Origin of the sequence: Streptococcus oralis (genome assembly GCF_003944215.1) — a bacterium.
In the GTDB taxonomy this organism is placed as follows: domain Bacteria; phylum Bacillota; class Bacilli; order Lactobacillales; family Streptococcaceae; genus Streptococcus; species Streptococcus oralis_BI.
On sequence record NZ_RJVZ01000001.1, the window covers coordinates 1 to 13667 of the forward strand.

Genomic DNA, 13667 nt, shown 5'->3' on the forward strand with positions numbered 1-13667 from the left:
GTATTATATTAGAAGGATTTATGTAGTCTTTTTGATGATTTTCAATAGCTTCTTCATAGGATATATTTTCAGATGTTGCTTTATCATTATTTTTAGATTCTTTATAAATCGCAAATGAAGATATATCACCAAACTTCTCTAAAAGTTTGTTATAGTTTTGTTCCGAAATCATAAAATATCCTCGCGTTTCAATCTTATTTAAACTGTTCTGAGAAGCGGATATCTCCTTGGTAGAAGCCACGGATATCGTTGATACCATAACGGAGCATAGCTACACGCTCTTGCCCAAGACCAAAGGCAAATCCAGAATAAACAGTCGCATCGATACCACTCATTTCAAGAACGCGTGGGTGAACCATCCCAGCACCCATAATTTCGATCCAACCCGTTTTCTTACATACGTTACAGCCTTCTCCACCACACTTGAAGCAGGAAACATCCACCTCAACAGATGGCTCTGTGAAGGGGAAGTAAGATGGACGCAGACGGATCTGACGCTCTTCACCGAACATCTTTTGCACAATCAACTGAAGCGTTCCTTGAAGATCTGCCATGGAGATGTTCTTCCCGACAACCAAGCCCTCAATTTGGTGGAATTGGTGACTGTGGGTTGCATCATCCGTATCACGACGGAAGACACGCCCTGGTGAGATCATCTTCAAAGGACCTTTAGAGAAATCATGGGCATCCATAGCACGCGCCTGAACTGGAGATGTGTGAGTACGAAGCAAGATTTCTTCTGTGATGTAGAAAGTGTCCTGCATATCGCGAGCTGGATGGTCTTTAGGAAGATTCATACGTTCAAAGTTATAGTAGTCTTGCTCCACTTCAAAACCATCCACAACTTGATACCCCATCCCGATGAAAATATCTTCGATTTCTTCACTGGTTTGTGTCAAAACGTGACGGTGACCAGTCGCTACCGGACGACCTGGAAGTGTCACATCGAGGCTCTCACTTGCTAGTTGAGCTGCGACTTTCTTTTCTTCCAAGAGTTTCGCTGTTTCCTCAAAGGCTGCTGTCAAGACATCACGAGCTTCATTGACGTGTTTCCCAATGATTGGACGCATCTCAGCAGAAACATCTTTCATCCCTTTGAGGATTTCAGTAAGCGACCCTTTTTTACCAAGAACAGAGACACGCAAATCTTGCATCTCTTTTTCATTTTCAGCAGAAATCTGCTTCAAGCTAGCCAGCGTTTCTTCGCGAAGCGCTTTTAATTGTTCTTCAATAGTTGACATAATTCCTCCATCAGTCGCTCGTAGATAAAAAGAAAACCACATGCCAAAAACTCCACTCGGAGCGTTGACACGCGGTACCATCCGTTTCATCTGACAAGTCAGACCTTCATTTCTAAATCCATGCGCAAGTGAATTCACCCAGCTTTCATATAGAGAGCTTGCAGTCACGGCTCTCCTCCCTGATATACTTCCCTTGAGTTACTAGTCTTGCGGATTCCTATTCAATTACTACTTAGTTTATCAGATTTTTACCATTCTTGCAAGACCTATCTCACTTCTGCTTGCCTTTAAATCGCCATTGGAAGCGAAGCTTGTCATAGAAAGGAAATTCGATAAACAAGACTCCCAAACCCACACAGAAACTGGCAAGAACATCTGATGGGTAGTGAACTCCCAGATAGACCCGAGATAGAAGCACACTGACTAGGTAGAAGCCAAGGACGATTTGCACGATTTTTCTCCAAACCGGATCTTTAATCCGTTGACTGAGAATGACAATCAGAGTGCCTACCATCAAAGTTACAGCCAGAGAATGACCACTTGGGAAGGAAAATCCCTTCTCCTCTACTAGATGTAAGATAGCTGGCCGCGGGCGCTGGTAGATATTTTTAAAGGTCACGATTAAAAGACCAGCTAAGGCTAGATTGCCCGCCATGAAGTAGCTTTCTATCTTCCACTGCTTACGATAAAAGATAAAGGCTGTAATGACAACCCAAGTGATAATCACTGGGATATCAATCAAATGCGTAAGGGCACGGAACAGAACTGTCAAATAATCTGGCAAGTCCCCACGAAGGGCAGTCTGAATCGGTTGATCAAAACCGACCAGCGTTTCAGGGTAAAACTTAACCATATAACCAAGAAGGACGAAAAGTAAAAGGGCAAAACTGCCCTTCATTAAAAATGTTTGTTTATCTCTCATAATGTTTTAAGGTTGATTTCAAGAGGACGTATAACAACCAGAATGAAACGGCAAAGATTACACCTTCAATCAAGTTAAAAGGTAATACCATGGTCATTAGGTAGTTGGAAAGTCCTATAATTTCTCTAATATCAAAGTTAGCAAACTGCGCGTACAAAGGAACAGCATAGACATAGTTGAGAACCAACATCGCTGAAGTCAATCCTATAGTTCCCGCTAGAGATGCTAGTAGGAAACGAAGGGGGCTACGTTCCTTTTTCCAAATCAAACCAAAAGCGATAACAAAAACTCCCAAAGCTACGATATTCATTGGCAAGCCAATGTAAGTATTCACTCCCTGGCTATTCAGAAGCAACTTCAAGAGTGATCGAAGCAAGAGAATCCCTAGAGCAGCTGGCAAATCCATCACTACCAAGCCCACAAGGACTGGTAAGATACTAAACTCGATCTTGAGGAAGGTCGCCGCTGGCAATAGCGGAAAGTCAAAGTACATCAGCACAAATGAAATGGCTGATAAAATCGCAATGGTCGAAAGTCGACGTGTGTTTGTCATAACAGGTTCCTCCAATTTTCTATAAAATCAGAAGAAGTTGGAAAGGATCCCTCTATCTATTCTCACTTTTTATATCCCAAAAGTTCCCCCTCACTCTTTTGAGCAAGCGGTTGCAATTTATCTATAAACTCATCAGAACAGACAAGGCTATTCTTTCGTCTTCTCCCATCCAGACTATACTGTCGGTTGTGGAATCGCACCACATCAGCTTGCGCTCGCGGACTTCTTTAACTAAGATATTTTGGATTAATCTAGGCGTCGCAGTCGAAGATAATACTTGAGTATATAGAGACAAGATAACGAAGAGTAAGCCAAAATAGCTAGTTAAAGTCACCGCCGGTCGGGAATCACACCCAGCCCTGAAGACCCTTTAATCATAACAAAAAACGCTTGCAAGTGCAAGCATTTTGATTATTTCAATTTATCTGCTTCATAGGTGTGAACAAGCTCAAGACCTGCAAAGTTCTGCTGACGAAGAGCCTCATAGACAATCATGCAGACGGTATTAGACACATTGAGACTGCGGACGTGTTCATCATTCATGGGAATACGGAGAACCTTCTCAGGATGTTCTCGCATAAATTCCTCTGGCAAACCCTTATCCTCACGTCCAAAGAGAAAATACTGGTCCTCATCGCTTGCCAAATTCGCCTCAGAATAAACCTTTTCTGCAAATTTGGAAATCAAGTAGAGTTTTCCCTTCATCTGAGACATAAAGTCTGCCAAGTTATCATAAAAATGAATCTCTAACTTATCCCAATAATCTAAACCTGCTCGCTTCATTTTGCGGTCATCAATAGGAAAGCCCATCGGTTTGATGATGTGGAGGGGAGAATTGGTCGCAGCGCAAGTACGCGCGATATTACCTGTATTTTGTGGAATCTGAGGTTCAAATAAAACAATGTGATTTGTCATAATTGGCTTCCTTTTATCATTGCAAAAAAATAGCCACACTGCCCGGAGTCAAGCTCAGCAAACAGCGTGGTTAAGGCGTCGTTAACTTACCTCACAACAGGTTTGAAGTAAATCAGCGAAACTACTTTCTTAGTATAACACTTTCAGAATCAATGTCAATAGAAACGACTTGATTTTTTTACTTTTTTTATTATATTTTCATACTCAGACATTCACTTTCAAAATAGCCTTAGCAAGAGAGTAAAATCACTTCAAATCAGAGACATTGTCATAGAAGTTAAGCAAGTTTATCTTCAAAAACTTGGAAAAGACCTTTCTTCCTTCAAAAATTGGCTTGGCAAGTGCATTTTTTGCTAAAAAAGGGTATGATAGTTACATCATGAAAAAGTAGGTTTTTTATATGAAAATTGTCCTTGTTGGTGGAGGGAAAGTCGGTTTTGCCCTCTGTCGTTCACTAGTAGCGGAAAACCATGACGTTGTCCTCATCGAGCAAAATGAAGCTGTACTTAACCATATTGTCAGTCGCTTTGATATCATGGGACTCCTTGGAAATGGTGCTGACTTTGCCATCTTAGAACAAGCCGGTGTTCAAGAGTGTGATATCTTTATCGCTCTAACTGAATACGATGAAGTGAATATGATTTCAGCGGTACTTGCTAAAAAAATGGGGGCTAAAGAAACCATTGTTCGAGTGCGAAATCCTGAATACTCTAATGCCTATTTTAAAGAGAAAAATATTCTTGGATTTTCACTTATCGTTAACCCAGAACTCTTAGCAGCCCGTGCCATCTCAAATATCATCGATTTCCCTAATGCCCTCTCAGTTGAGCGTTTTGCTGGAGGTCGTGTCAGCCTGATGGAGTTTGTTATCAAAGATTCTAGCGGTCTCTGTCAAATGCCAATCTCAGACTTCCGTAAAAAATTTGGCAACATCATTGTCTGTGCTATGGAAAGAGACCATCAACTCATGATTCCAAGTGGTGATGTTACCATCCAGGACAAGGATCGGATTTTTGTTACGGGAAATCGTGTAGATATGATGCTTTTCCACAACTATTTCAAATCACGTGCAGTGAAAAGCTTGCTTATCGTTGGAGCTGGAAAAATTGCTTATTATCTACTTGGCATTTTAAAAGACAGCCGCATTGATATCAAGGTTATCGAAATTAATCCTGAAAGAGCTCGTTTCTTTAGTGAAAAATTCCCTAATCTCTATATTGTTCAGGGAGATGGAACCGCTAAGGATATCTTACTAGAAGAAAGTGCTCCTAGCTATGATGCAGTCGCAACCTTAACTGGGGTTGATGAGGAAAACATCATCACCTCTATGTTTCTTGACCGTGTTGGCGTCCAGAAAAATATCACCAAGGTCAACCGGACCAGCCTCCTAGAAATTATCCATGCACCTGATTTTTCAAGTATCATCACACCCAAAATCATCGCAGTGGATACCATTATGCACTTTATCCGTGGTCGGGTTAACGCCCAATACTCAGACCTTCAAGCTATGCACCACCTTGCAAATGGTCAAATTGAAACCCTACAATTCCATATCAAGGAAGCTAATAAAATGACTGCCAAACCCCTTTCACAGTTAAAATTGAAGAAAGAGGTTCTCATCGCAGCCATTATCCGAAAAGGAAAAACAATCTTCCCGACTGGAGAGGATATGCTTGAGGTAGGAGACCAGTTACTGATAATCACCCTGCTGCCAAACATCACCAAGATTTATGATTTGATTGAGAGGTAAAAAATGAATAAAAGTATGATTCGTTACCTCCTCTCAAAACTTCTCTTGATTGAGGCGGTTCTACTCCTAGTGCCCGTTAGCGTAGCAACCTATTATCAAGAATCCAGTCAAGTATTCACAGCTCTCTTTACAACAATTGGAATTTTAGTCCTTCTCGGTGGGCTGGGAGTCTTACGAAAACCAAAAAATCAACGGATTTATGCCAAGGAGGGTGTCCTAATCGTTGCCCTCTGTTGGATTCTCTGGTCTTTCTTTGGTGGCTTACCCTTTGTCTTTTCAGGACAAATCCCCAGCATCATCGATGCCTTCTTTGAAATCAGTTCTGGTTTTACAACGACTGGTGCTACTATCCTAACAGATGTTTCCGTTCTCAGTCGTTCCCTCCTCTTCTGGCGAAGTTTCACCCACTTGATCGGAGGGATGGGGGTACTCGTCTTTGCACTTGCCATTATGGACAATGCCAAGAATAGCCACTTGGAGGTGATGAAGGCTGAGGTTCCTGGACCTGTCTTTGGTAAGGTCGTATCCAAGCTAAAAAACACTGCCCAGATTCTCTATCTGCTTTATCTGGCTCTCTTCTCCCTTTTTGTGGTTATCTACTACCTAGCAGGCATGCCTCTCTATGATAGTTTTGTCATCGCTATGGGAACAGCTGGTACAGGAGGGTTCACCGTCTACAACGATGGAATTGCCCACTATGGTAGCTCACTCATCACCTATCTAGTTAGTATCGGAGTTCTGGTTTTTGGGGTTAACTTTAATCTCTACTACTACCTCATGCTCCGTCGGGTCAAGGCCTTCTTTGGAGATGAAGAACTACGAGCATATATAATCATTGTCCTAGTTTCTACCGGCTTGATTACTCTTAATACACTCCACCTCTATCAAGGTGTCTCTAAGAGTTTTGAGATGGCTCTCTTCCAGGTTTCCAATATCATCACGACAACTGGATTTGGTTACGGAGATATTACCAACTGGCCCCTCTTCTCCCAGTTTATCCTCCTCTTCCTCATGGGAATCGGTGGCTCAGCTGGTTCAACTGCTGGTGGTCTCAAAATTATCCGTGGACTCATCCTCACAAAAATTGCCAAAAATCAGATTTTGTCCATCTTATCCCCTCACCGTGTCTTGACTCTGCATGTCAATAAAACCGTGATTGATAAGGATACCCAGCACAAGATTCTTAAATATTTTGCCATCTACGTGATGATTATACTCTCTCTCATCTTTATCGTCAGTCTTGATAGCAATGATTTTCTAGTCGTGACCAGTGCGGTCTTCAGCTGTTTTAACAATATCGGACCTATTCTAGGTACAACCTCTAGTTTTGCCATCTTTAGTCCCATCTCTAAAATCCTGCTCTCCTTTGCAATGATTGCAGGTCGTTTAGAGATATACCCAATTTTGCTACTCTTTATGAAACGAACTTGGTCTAAACGTTAATTATAATTACAATTCCCCTTTTACAAGATAGTAAAAGGGGAATTTTTCTATTAAAAATGAGAAGACCTTTCGGTCCTCTCCTAGTCTGTTTATTTTTTAAGAGCTTCTTTGTATCGAGCAACTTCCGCTTGGTTAGCCCAAACATAGTGACCTGGACGAATTTCTACCATAGATGGCTTATCTGTCTCATAGTCATGTTGGTCAGGATCGTAAACTTTCAAGACCTTCTTGCGTTCCAATATTGGATCTGGAATCGGTACAGCAGATAGAAGTGCTTGAGTATATGGGTGGACAGGATTGTTAAACAATTCCTCTGTCTCCGCCACTTCGACGATAACTCCCTTATAGATAACCGCGATACGATCTGAGATAAAGCGAACAACTGACAAGTCATGCGCGATAAAGAGATAGGTCAAGCCCAACTCTTTTTGGAACTTCTTGAGCAAGTTCAAGACTTGCGCACGCACTGATACGTCCAAGGCTGAAATTGGCTCATCCGCAATAACGAAATCAGGTTCCATCACAAGGGCACGGGCAATCCCGATACGCTGACGTTGACCACCAGAAAACTCGTGTGGATAACGGGTCAAGTGTTCTTTCAAAAGTCCAACTTCATGAATCATCTTTTGAACTTTTTCTTTTCGATCTTCTTCATCTTTAAACAAGTGGTAGTTGTAAAGACCTTCAGAGATGATATAGTCAACTGTCGCACGCTCATTCAAGCTTGCTGCAGGGTCCTGGAAAATCATCTGGATACGACGGATTAAGTCTGCTGATTCCTTATGAGATTTTTTCCCATTGATCTTCTGACCATCAAAGATGATTTCACCTTTACTGGTATTATTTAGACCAATAATGGCACGACCAATCGTTGTTTTCCCACTACCAGACTCACCTACAAGAGAGAAAGTTTCTCCCTTGTTGATAAAGAAGTTGGCGTTTTTAACCGCCACAAACTTCTTACTTCCTTCACCGAAGGAAATTTCTAAATCTTTAATTTCTACTAATTTTTCAGACATTTCCTTCCTCCTAGTCTTCTAGATGAGCAAAGCCCATTTTATCGCGAATCTTGTCATGCAAGTCTGCAATGACTCCAGGTTTTTCAACTTTAGGAGCATTCTCATGAAGCAACCAAGTCTTAGCCCAGTGGGTATCAGTGACTGAAAACTTAGGTGACTTCTCTTCAAAATCAATTTGCATCGCATAATCTGAACGAAGGGCAAAGGCATCACCTTTCAACTCAGTATAAAGAGACGGTGGTGTTCCTGGGATAGAGTACAATTCCCCTTTATCATCAGCAAGCTGAGGCAAGCTAGACAAGAGACTCCAAGTGTATGGATGACGTGGGTCGTAGAAGACTTCCTCAACAGTACCGTATTCTACAATTTCCCCAGCATACATAACCGCTACCTTATCCGCAATACTTGCTACCACACCAAGGTCATGGGTGATAAAGATAATGGTAAAGTGGTACTCATTTTGCAAGGTTTTAAGCAAATCAATGATTTGCGCTTGAATAGTTACGTCAAGGGCCGTTGTTGGCTCGTCACAGATCAAAATATCTGGACGACACGCAAGGGCAATCGCAATAACGATACGTTGGCGCATCCCTCCAGAATATTGGAAAGGATACTCGTCAAAACGTTTTTCAGCGTCTGGAATTCCGACCTTGTTCATATAGTCGATTGCCATCTCTTTGGCTTCCTTAGCTGTTTTCCCTTGGTGTTTAACGATAACTTCTGTGATTTGGCTACCGATTGTGTTAATTGGGTCCAAGCTTGTCATTGGATCTTGGAAGATGGTCGCAATTTTAGCACCACGAATCTCTTCCCATTCCTTATTAGAAGTCAATGCTGTCAAGTCTTGTCCACGATAGTCGATACTTCCTTGGGCAATACGTCCGTTGTCTTCTAACATCCCTGTAAAGGTTTTTGTTAAGACAGATTTACCAGAACCGGACTCACCTACCAAGGCAAGAACTTCTCCCTCAATCAGATCCAGAGAAACTCCTCGGATAGCCGTCAGAACTTTGTCACGAACGTCAAATTCCACGACAATATCGCGAGCAGTCAAAATTACATTATTTTCTTTTGTCATGTCTACTCCTATCTATGTGTACGTGGATCACTAGCGTCCGCTAGGTTTTGACCAACAACGAAAAGAGATAGGGAAACCAAGATCAAGGTTGTCAACGGAATCCAGAACAAGTAAGCGTTGGTCGTAACGTTTTGTGAGTAATCTGAGATCAAACGTCCCAAACTTGGCACTGTTACAGGTAATCCCAATCCAAAGAAGGAAAGGAAGGCTTCATAAGAAATAAAGGCTGGAAGCATTTGAGTCATTGTTGTAACGATAACAGATACCAATTGTGGCATGATGTTTTTAACAATGATTTTAAAGGTTGGTGTTCCAAGTGTTTGAGAAGCAAGGTTGTATTCCAAGTCACGGTAACGCATGATTTGGATACGAATCATATAGGCAATCCCAATCCAAGTCGTCACACTCATGGCAAAAATCAAATTCCAGAAACCTGCTCCGATTGAGTACGTCAAAACGATAACAATCAAAAGCGAAGGAATATTATTGATAACGTTATAGACTTCCATCATAACGCGGTCAACAGATTTTGAAATTCCCCAAATTCCACCAACAATAACCCCAATCACAAGGTTGATAAAAGTGGCAATTACAGAGATGAGAATTGAATTACGCGCACCAAACCAAACCCCATCAAACAAGGATTTACCATTGCTATCTGTACCAAACCAATGTTCAGCATTTGGTTTTATGAAACGAGCAGAAAAATCATTAACCTTACTTACATCATTAAAGTCAAACTTTGAGAACATTGGGTAAATAAAGCTCATCAGGATAATGGCTACCAAAATCCCCAACATAAGGACTGTTGATTTTTTCTTTAGAAATTGTCTAAATACAGAACCCCAGTAAGAATAGGCAGGAGCATCAATTGTTTCAGAGGCAAAATCGTCACGTTTTACGAACTGAAATTTTTCTTTATCAATTGTTGACATTATTTGCCTCCTTTCTCTGTCAATTTAATACGTGGGTCAATAATTGTCATCCAAATATCACCAATAAAGTATGAGAAGATTGACAAACATGTGAAAATGAAGACAAGACCAACCACCATGTTATTATTTGATGCTTTTACAGAGTCAATTAACATTTTACCCATACCTGGGAAGGCGAAGACGGTTTCTGTCAGAGTTGCTCCACCAATAACACCAAGGATCGAACCTGGAATTCCTGAAACCAAAGGAACCATGGCATTTTTAAAGATGTGTTTGTTTGAAATTTCTTTTTCAGACAGTCCTTTTGCACGAGCAAATCGAACGAAATCTTGAGATTGCAAGTCAATCATATAACGACGAATCCAAATAGCAAGACCAGGGGCACCAAGCAAGCCAAGAATAACTGCTGGCAAAACATAGGACCGCCAATCTCCAGCCCCCAAGATAGGGAATGAATCCGGGAAGCCAATTGATGAACCAATCAAACGAACAATATACACTAAGGCAATCGTTGGAAGAGCAAGCAAGAAAGTCAAAGTCCCTGTAGAGAAACTATCAATCCAAGTATTCTTGTGGCGAGCCATAGCAGATCCAAGAGGAATTGCGATAGCATAAGAAATAATCAAACCGATCAAACCAGCAACAGCCGAGCTTGCAATCATTGATGGATATTGATAATTGCTTTCTGTAGCTGTATATGGATCGTCTTTACCATAGTTAGCTACCTCACGCGCATCTGCTTGACTTGGTGACTTGTAGGTACGAGAGTAAATATCTACAGAGGAAGTCTTTTTACCCGTAGGGAATTGAACTTCTGATGTCTTGGTTTGTCCCTGACCCTGTGTGATAACTTGAAGCACTGGTGTGTTTGCATAAGTTGGGTAAGAGTCTCCCAAGTTAATGTTCACAAAGTTTTGGTGTACAAATGGGAATTGATTATTGAAATACAAAAGATATTTATGTTTTGTACCTGAACCAACCAATGACCAACCGATAGCAGGGTCATTTTCAAAACGAAGATAGCGTTCCAAGTTTGGATTTTCAGGGTCTTGAATCTTGTTTGTATGATCAATGTCGAGCAAATTCGAGTAGAATTTGAAAACACGTTCAAAAATTGGAATTTCACGCGTAGCATAGAATTGACCACTTTCTGAGAATACACCGAGTGTCCAACCATTCCCTAGTTGGTTGATGTATTTTTCGTAGATTGCCTTATTAGTATCATTGGCATCTACTGTTACAGATGAGTCCATTGTGCTCGCTTTTTCTTGCAACTCCTTGGTATCGTAGTACTCGATATAGCCCATCCGCTCATAAACGGTATTTTCATAGTTATCCCGTTTATCTGGCGTCGTTGCAATCTTGTTATAGTTGGTATCCTGCTTGAAAATCAGTTTTCGAGGAACCATCGTATAGATAATCGTGTAGGTCAAGGTTGTCACCAAGAAGATAGACACCAATGAACGCAATACACGCATAAAAATATATTTCTTCATATCGTTTCCTTTTAAAATCCCAAAAGAACCTTCTCCTCATGGAGAGAAAGTTCTCTTGAGAGTTATTTATTTAACGTGATTAGCCAATTCTTTTTGAACTTTTTCGTTTGATTCTTTTTTCTCTTTGAGCCATTTTTCACGAGCTTGTTCATAGTCAGCTTTTGTTACAACCTTATCTTGTAACTGAATATACTTGAAGTATACGTCTGAGCCCTTATCTCCAGATTGACTGTATGATGCTGTGAATGGCACAACACGAGAAATGAATGGTGCAGCACCAGTTGATGACATAGCTGGCAAGATGAGTGAGCTATCTGTCAACCAAGCTTGAGCAGCCGCGTATTTTTCATAACGAACATTCAAGTCGCTTGTTTCTTTAGCAGCTTCATCAACTAGCTTATCGTATTCTTTCAAACCAACTTGAGCTGCTGCAGCATTATCTGCACCTTCGTAACCCATGTATGTTTTTGTTTGTTCAGCATTCGTTGTTTTCAAGATATCAAGGTAAGTTGATGGATCTTCATAGTCTGGGTTCCATCCAACGCCACCTGAGAGATCCCAGTCTTCTGCTGCTGCATTCGCCGCATAGTAGGTAATATTAGTAAACTCATCTTTAGAAACTTGTTGGATATCGATGACTACATTGCCTTCACCAAGCACTGTTTCAACGGATTGTTTGAAGGATTGGATACGTGCGATATAGTTTTTAGCAGTTTGGTCTACTGGGATATCCAAGTGGATAGGGAATTTCACACCTTCTGCTTCCAATGCTGTTTTGGCTTTGGCAAATTCGGCTTTGGCTTTATCGGCGTTGAAAAGTCCATCTTGACCATCTGCAAAGTTTACATTCTTCCACTCATCACCGTAAGCAGCCATCTTTTCAGTTACCAAGTCACCGAAAGTTTTTTCACCAGCAGAGACGAAGTCAGGTTTTACAAAGAGGTTACGAACGGCACGAGGAGCACCTTCTTTACCATTGATTTGTGCTGAGTAAGAAGTACGGTCAAAGGCAAAGTTCAAGGCCTGACGGAAGTCTTTGTTAAGAAGGGCCTTCTTAGTAGAAGTCTTCTCTTCATCAGTTGTCTTAGAAGTGTATTTGTAACCTTGACGGTCAATATTCACACCCAAACCACCAATACCAGGTCCTGATGGGGTGTAGAAGATATTTTCCTTGTAGGTTTCTTCTACTTTAGAGTAGTTTGAACTTGTTGGGTAAAGACGGGCATAGCTATAAGCTCCACTTGTAAAGTTACGTTCAATAGACTCTTGGTCTGAACCATCATAGTAAGCAAGTGTTACTTTATCAAGATGAACATTGTCTTTATCCCAGTATTGTTCATTTTTAGCGAACTCGATAGAAGACTTAGCAGTCAAACCTTTCAGCAAGAATGGTCCATTGTAAAGCAATGATGTAGGGTCAGTCGCTTTAGCAAAGTCAGATCCTTTTGATTTTTCAAATTCTTCGTTCAATGGCCAGAAGATTGAATAAGCCATCTTAGAGTTCCAGTATGGTTCAGGTTTGTTCAAAGTATACTCAAGAGTATAATCATCAACTGCCTTTACACCTACTGAAGAAAAGTCTTTATTGTTTCCAGCTTTATAGTCAGCTAGACCTTTAACTGAATCTTCTGCTAGATAAAGTGCTTCAGACTTGTTATCAGCTGCGTGTTTCAAGCCATTTACGAAGTCTTTCGCTGTCACTTCAGCATACTCTTCGCCATCTGATGTCATCCATTTGACACCTTTACGAATCTTGTAGGTATAAGTCAACCCATCTTTTGAGACTGACCAGTCTTCTGCAACTGCAGGAGTCAAATTCCCATATTTATCATTTGTAAAGAGACCATCGATACCATTTGAAGTGGCAATTTTGGTACTTTGTTTCCCTGAAATGAGGTAATCCAATGTTTCTGGGTCAGCTGAATAAACATAACCATAGGATTTTGGAGCTGTTGAATCAGATGATTTTGAAGAACCACAAGCAGCGAGAACGCCAGTTGCCAGCAAAGCAATCCCTGCTGTAACAAATACTCTACTTTTTTTCATGTATGTAACTCCTCTTAAAAAATTTAGGCTTATTGCCAATTATACCATAGATTTCTCAAAAAGTAAACGAATTTTCAGAATATTTAGGCGTGTAACCACAAAAAACTTTCATTTATCAAATTTTTCTATTCTTTGTTTGCTATCTATAGAATCAAAAGGGAAGTTAAGGCTCTATAAAGCCTGATTTTCAGATTTTCTCTCCCCATTTTTCCATCCAATCAGAAAGGGCAATCTTCTAAATTGGATTTTCGATTAAGAAACTATTGACG

The 13667-nt window shown here is 40.8% G+C and carries 11 protein-coding genes and 1 riboswitch; of the genes, 2 read left to right on the forward strand and 9 right to left on the reverse strand.

All coding sequences use genetic code 11. The annotated features are described in order from the left end of the window. Positions 1 to 194: 194 nt before the first annotated feature. The 4 genes from pheS to D8804_RS00020 form a co-directional block, all read right to left on the reverse strand. The gene (pheS, locus tag D8804_RS00005) at positions 195 to 1241 is read right to left on the reverse strand and encodes a phenylalanine--tRNA ligase subunit alpha (protein WP_125398389.1); all 1047 of its coding nucleotides are present in this window, start codon (positions 1239 to 1241) and stop codon (positions 195 to 197) included. 271 nt (positions 1242 to 1512) lie between these two features. Continuing rightward, positions 1513 to 2163 carry a phosphatase PAP2 family protein gene (locus D8804_RS00010; RefSeq protein ID WP_125398390.1) on the reverse strand — a complete coding sequence of 217 codons (651 nt, stop codon included), beginning with the start codon at positions 2161 to 2163 and terminating at the stop codon, positions 1513 to 1515. Continuing rightward, complete coding sequence (locus D8804_RS00015) at positions 2153 to 2716, reverse strand: ECF transporter S component (protein ID WP_125398391.1); 564 nt, start codon at positions 2714 to 2716, stop codon at positions 2153 to 2155. The genes D8804_RS00010 and D8804_RS00015 overlap by 11 nt, the downstream gene beginning before the upstream one ends. A gap of 153 nt (positions 2717 to 2869) precedes the next feature. Continuing rightward, positions 2870 to 3087: riboswitch (FMN riboswitch) on the reverse strand. 40 nt (positions 3088 to 3127) lie between these two features. Beyond that, entirely contained in the window at positions 3128 to 3631 is a 504-nt protein-coding gene (locus D8804_RS00020; RefSeq protein ID WP_125398392.1) for a tRNA (cytidine(34)-2'-O)-methyltransferase, read from the reverse strand. A gap of 400 nt (positions 3632 to 4031) precedes the next feature. Between D8804_RS00020 and trkA the strand changes: the two genes are divergently transcribed. Both trkA and D8804_RS00035 read left to right on the forward strand, forming a co-directional pair. Continuing rightward, positions 4032 to 5381, forward strand: coding sequence for a Trk system potassium transporter TrkA (gene trkA / locus D8804_RS00030; protein WP_000706816.1), 1350 nt, complete (start codon positions 4032 to 4034; stop codon positions 5379 to 5381). 3 nt (positions 5382 to 5384) lie between these two features. Beyond that, positions 5385 to 6824 carry a TrkH family potassium uptake protein gene (locus D8804_RS00035; protein WP_125398393.1) on the forward strand — a complete coding sequence of 480 codons (1440 nt, stop codon included), beginning with the start codon at positions 5385 to 5387 and terminating at the stop codon, positions 6822 to 6824. A gap of 89 nt (positions 6825 to 6913) precedes the next feature. Here D8804_RS00035 and D8804_RS00040 read toward each other — a convergent pair whose 3' ends face one another. The 5 genes from D8804_RS00040 to D8804_RS00060 all read right to left on the reverse strand — a co-directional run bounded on the left by D8804_RS00040 (position 6914) and on the right by D8804_RS00060 (position 13398). Continuing rightward, complete coding sequence (locus D8804_RS00040) at positions 6914 to 7843, reverse strand: ATP-binding cassette domain-containing protein (RefSeq protein WP_001291315.1); 930 nt, start codon at positions 7841 to 7843, stop codon at positions 6914 to 6916. A 10-nt stretch (positions 7844 to 7853) separates the two neighbouring features. Further along, positions 7854 to 8921: an ABC transporter ATP-binding protein gene (locus tag D8804_RS00045; RefSeq protein ID WP_125398394.1), complete on the reverse strand. Its 1068-nt coding sequence runs from the start codon at positions 8919 to 8921 to the stop codon at positions 7854 to 7856. 8 nt (positions 8922 to 8929) lie between these two features. After that, positions 8930 to 9856, reverse strand: coding sequence for an oligopeptide ABC transporter permease OppC (gene oppC, locus D8804_RS00050; RefSeq protein WP_125398395.1), 927 nt, complete (start codon positions 9854 to 9856; stop codon positions 8930 to 8932). Beyond that, the gene (locus tag D8804_RS00055) at positions 9856 to 11352 is read right to left on the reverse strand and encodes an ABC transporter permease (RefSeq protein WP_000759920.1); all 1497 of its coding nucleotides are present in this window, start codon (positions 11350 to 11352) and stop codon (positions 9856 to 9858) included. The genes oppC and D8804_RS00055 overlap by 1 nt, the downstream gene beginning before the upstream one ends. 66 nt (positions 11353 to 11418) lie before the next feature. Next, positions 11419 to 13398 carry a peptide ABC transporter substrate-binding protein gene (locus tag D8804_RS00060; RefSeq protein ID WP_000749717.1) on the reverse strand — a complete coding sequence of 660 codons (1980 nt, stop codon included), beginning with the start codon at positions 13396 to 13398 and terminating at the stop codon, positions 11419 to 11421. Between the last annotated feature and the right edge of the window lie 269 nt (positions 13399 to 13667).

Excerpts from the sequence above, each read along its gene's own strand:
- pheS (WP_125398389.1), bottom strand. The coding sequence starts at position 1,241 with ATGTCAACTATTGAAGAACAATTAAAAGCGCTTCGCGAAGAAACGCTG.
- D8804_RS00040 (WP_001291315.1), bottom strand. The coding sequence starts at position 7,843 with ATGTCTGAAAAATTAGTAGAAATTAAAGATTTAGAAATTTCCTTCGGT.
- D8804_RS00015 (WP_125398391.1), bottom strand. The coding sequence starts at position 2,716 with ATGACAAACACACGTCGACTTTCGACCATTGCGATTTTATCAGCCATT.
- D8804_RS00035 (WP_125398393.1), top strand. The coding sequence starts at position 5,385 with ATGAATAAAAGTATGATTCGTTACCTCCTCTCAAAACTTCTCTTGATT.
- oppC (WP_125398395.1), bottom strand. The coding sequence starts at position 9,856 with ATGTCAACAATTGATAAAGAAAAATTTCAGTTCGTAAAACGTGACGAT.
- D8804_RS00020 (WP_125398392.1), bottom strand. The coding sequence starts at position 3,631 with ATGACAAATCACATTGTTTTATTTGAACCTCAGATTCCACAAAATACA.
- D8804_RS00055 (WP_000759920.1), bottom strand. The coding sequence starts at position 11,352 with ATGAAGAAATATATTTTTATGCGTGTATTGCGTTCATTGGTGTCTATC.
- trkA (WP_000706816.1), top strand. The coding sequence starts at position 4,032 with ATGAAAATTGTCCTTGTTGGTGGAGGGAAAGTCGGTTTTGCCCTCTGT.
- D8804_RS00045 (WP_125398394.1), bottom strand. The coding sequence starts at position 8,921 with ATGACAAAAGAAAATAATGTAATTTTGACTGCTCGCGATATTGTCGTG.
- D8804_RS00010 (WP_125398390.1), bottom strand. The coding sequence starts at position 2,163 with ATGAGAGATAAACAAACATTTTTAATGAAGGGCAGTTTTGCCCTTTTA.
- D8804_RS00060 (WP_000749717.1), bottom strand. The coding sequence starts at position 13,398 with ATGAAAAAAAGTAGAGTATTTGTTACAGCAGGGATTGCTTTGCTGGCA.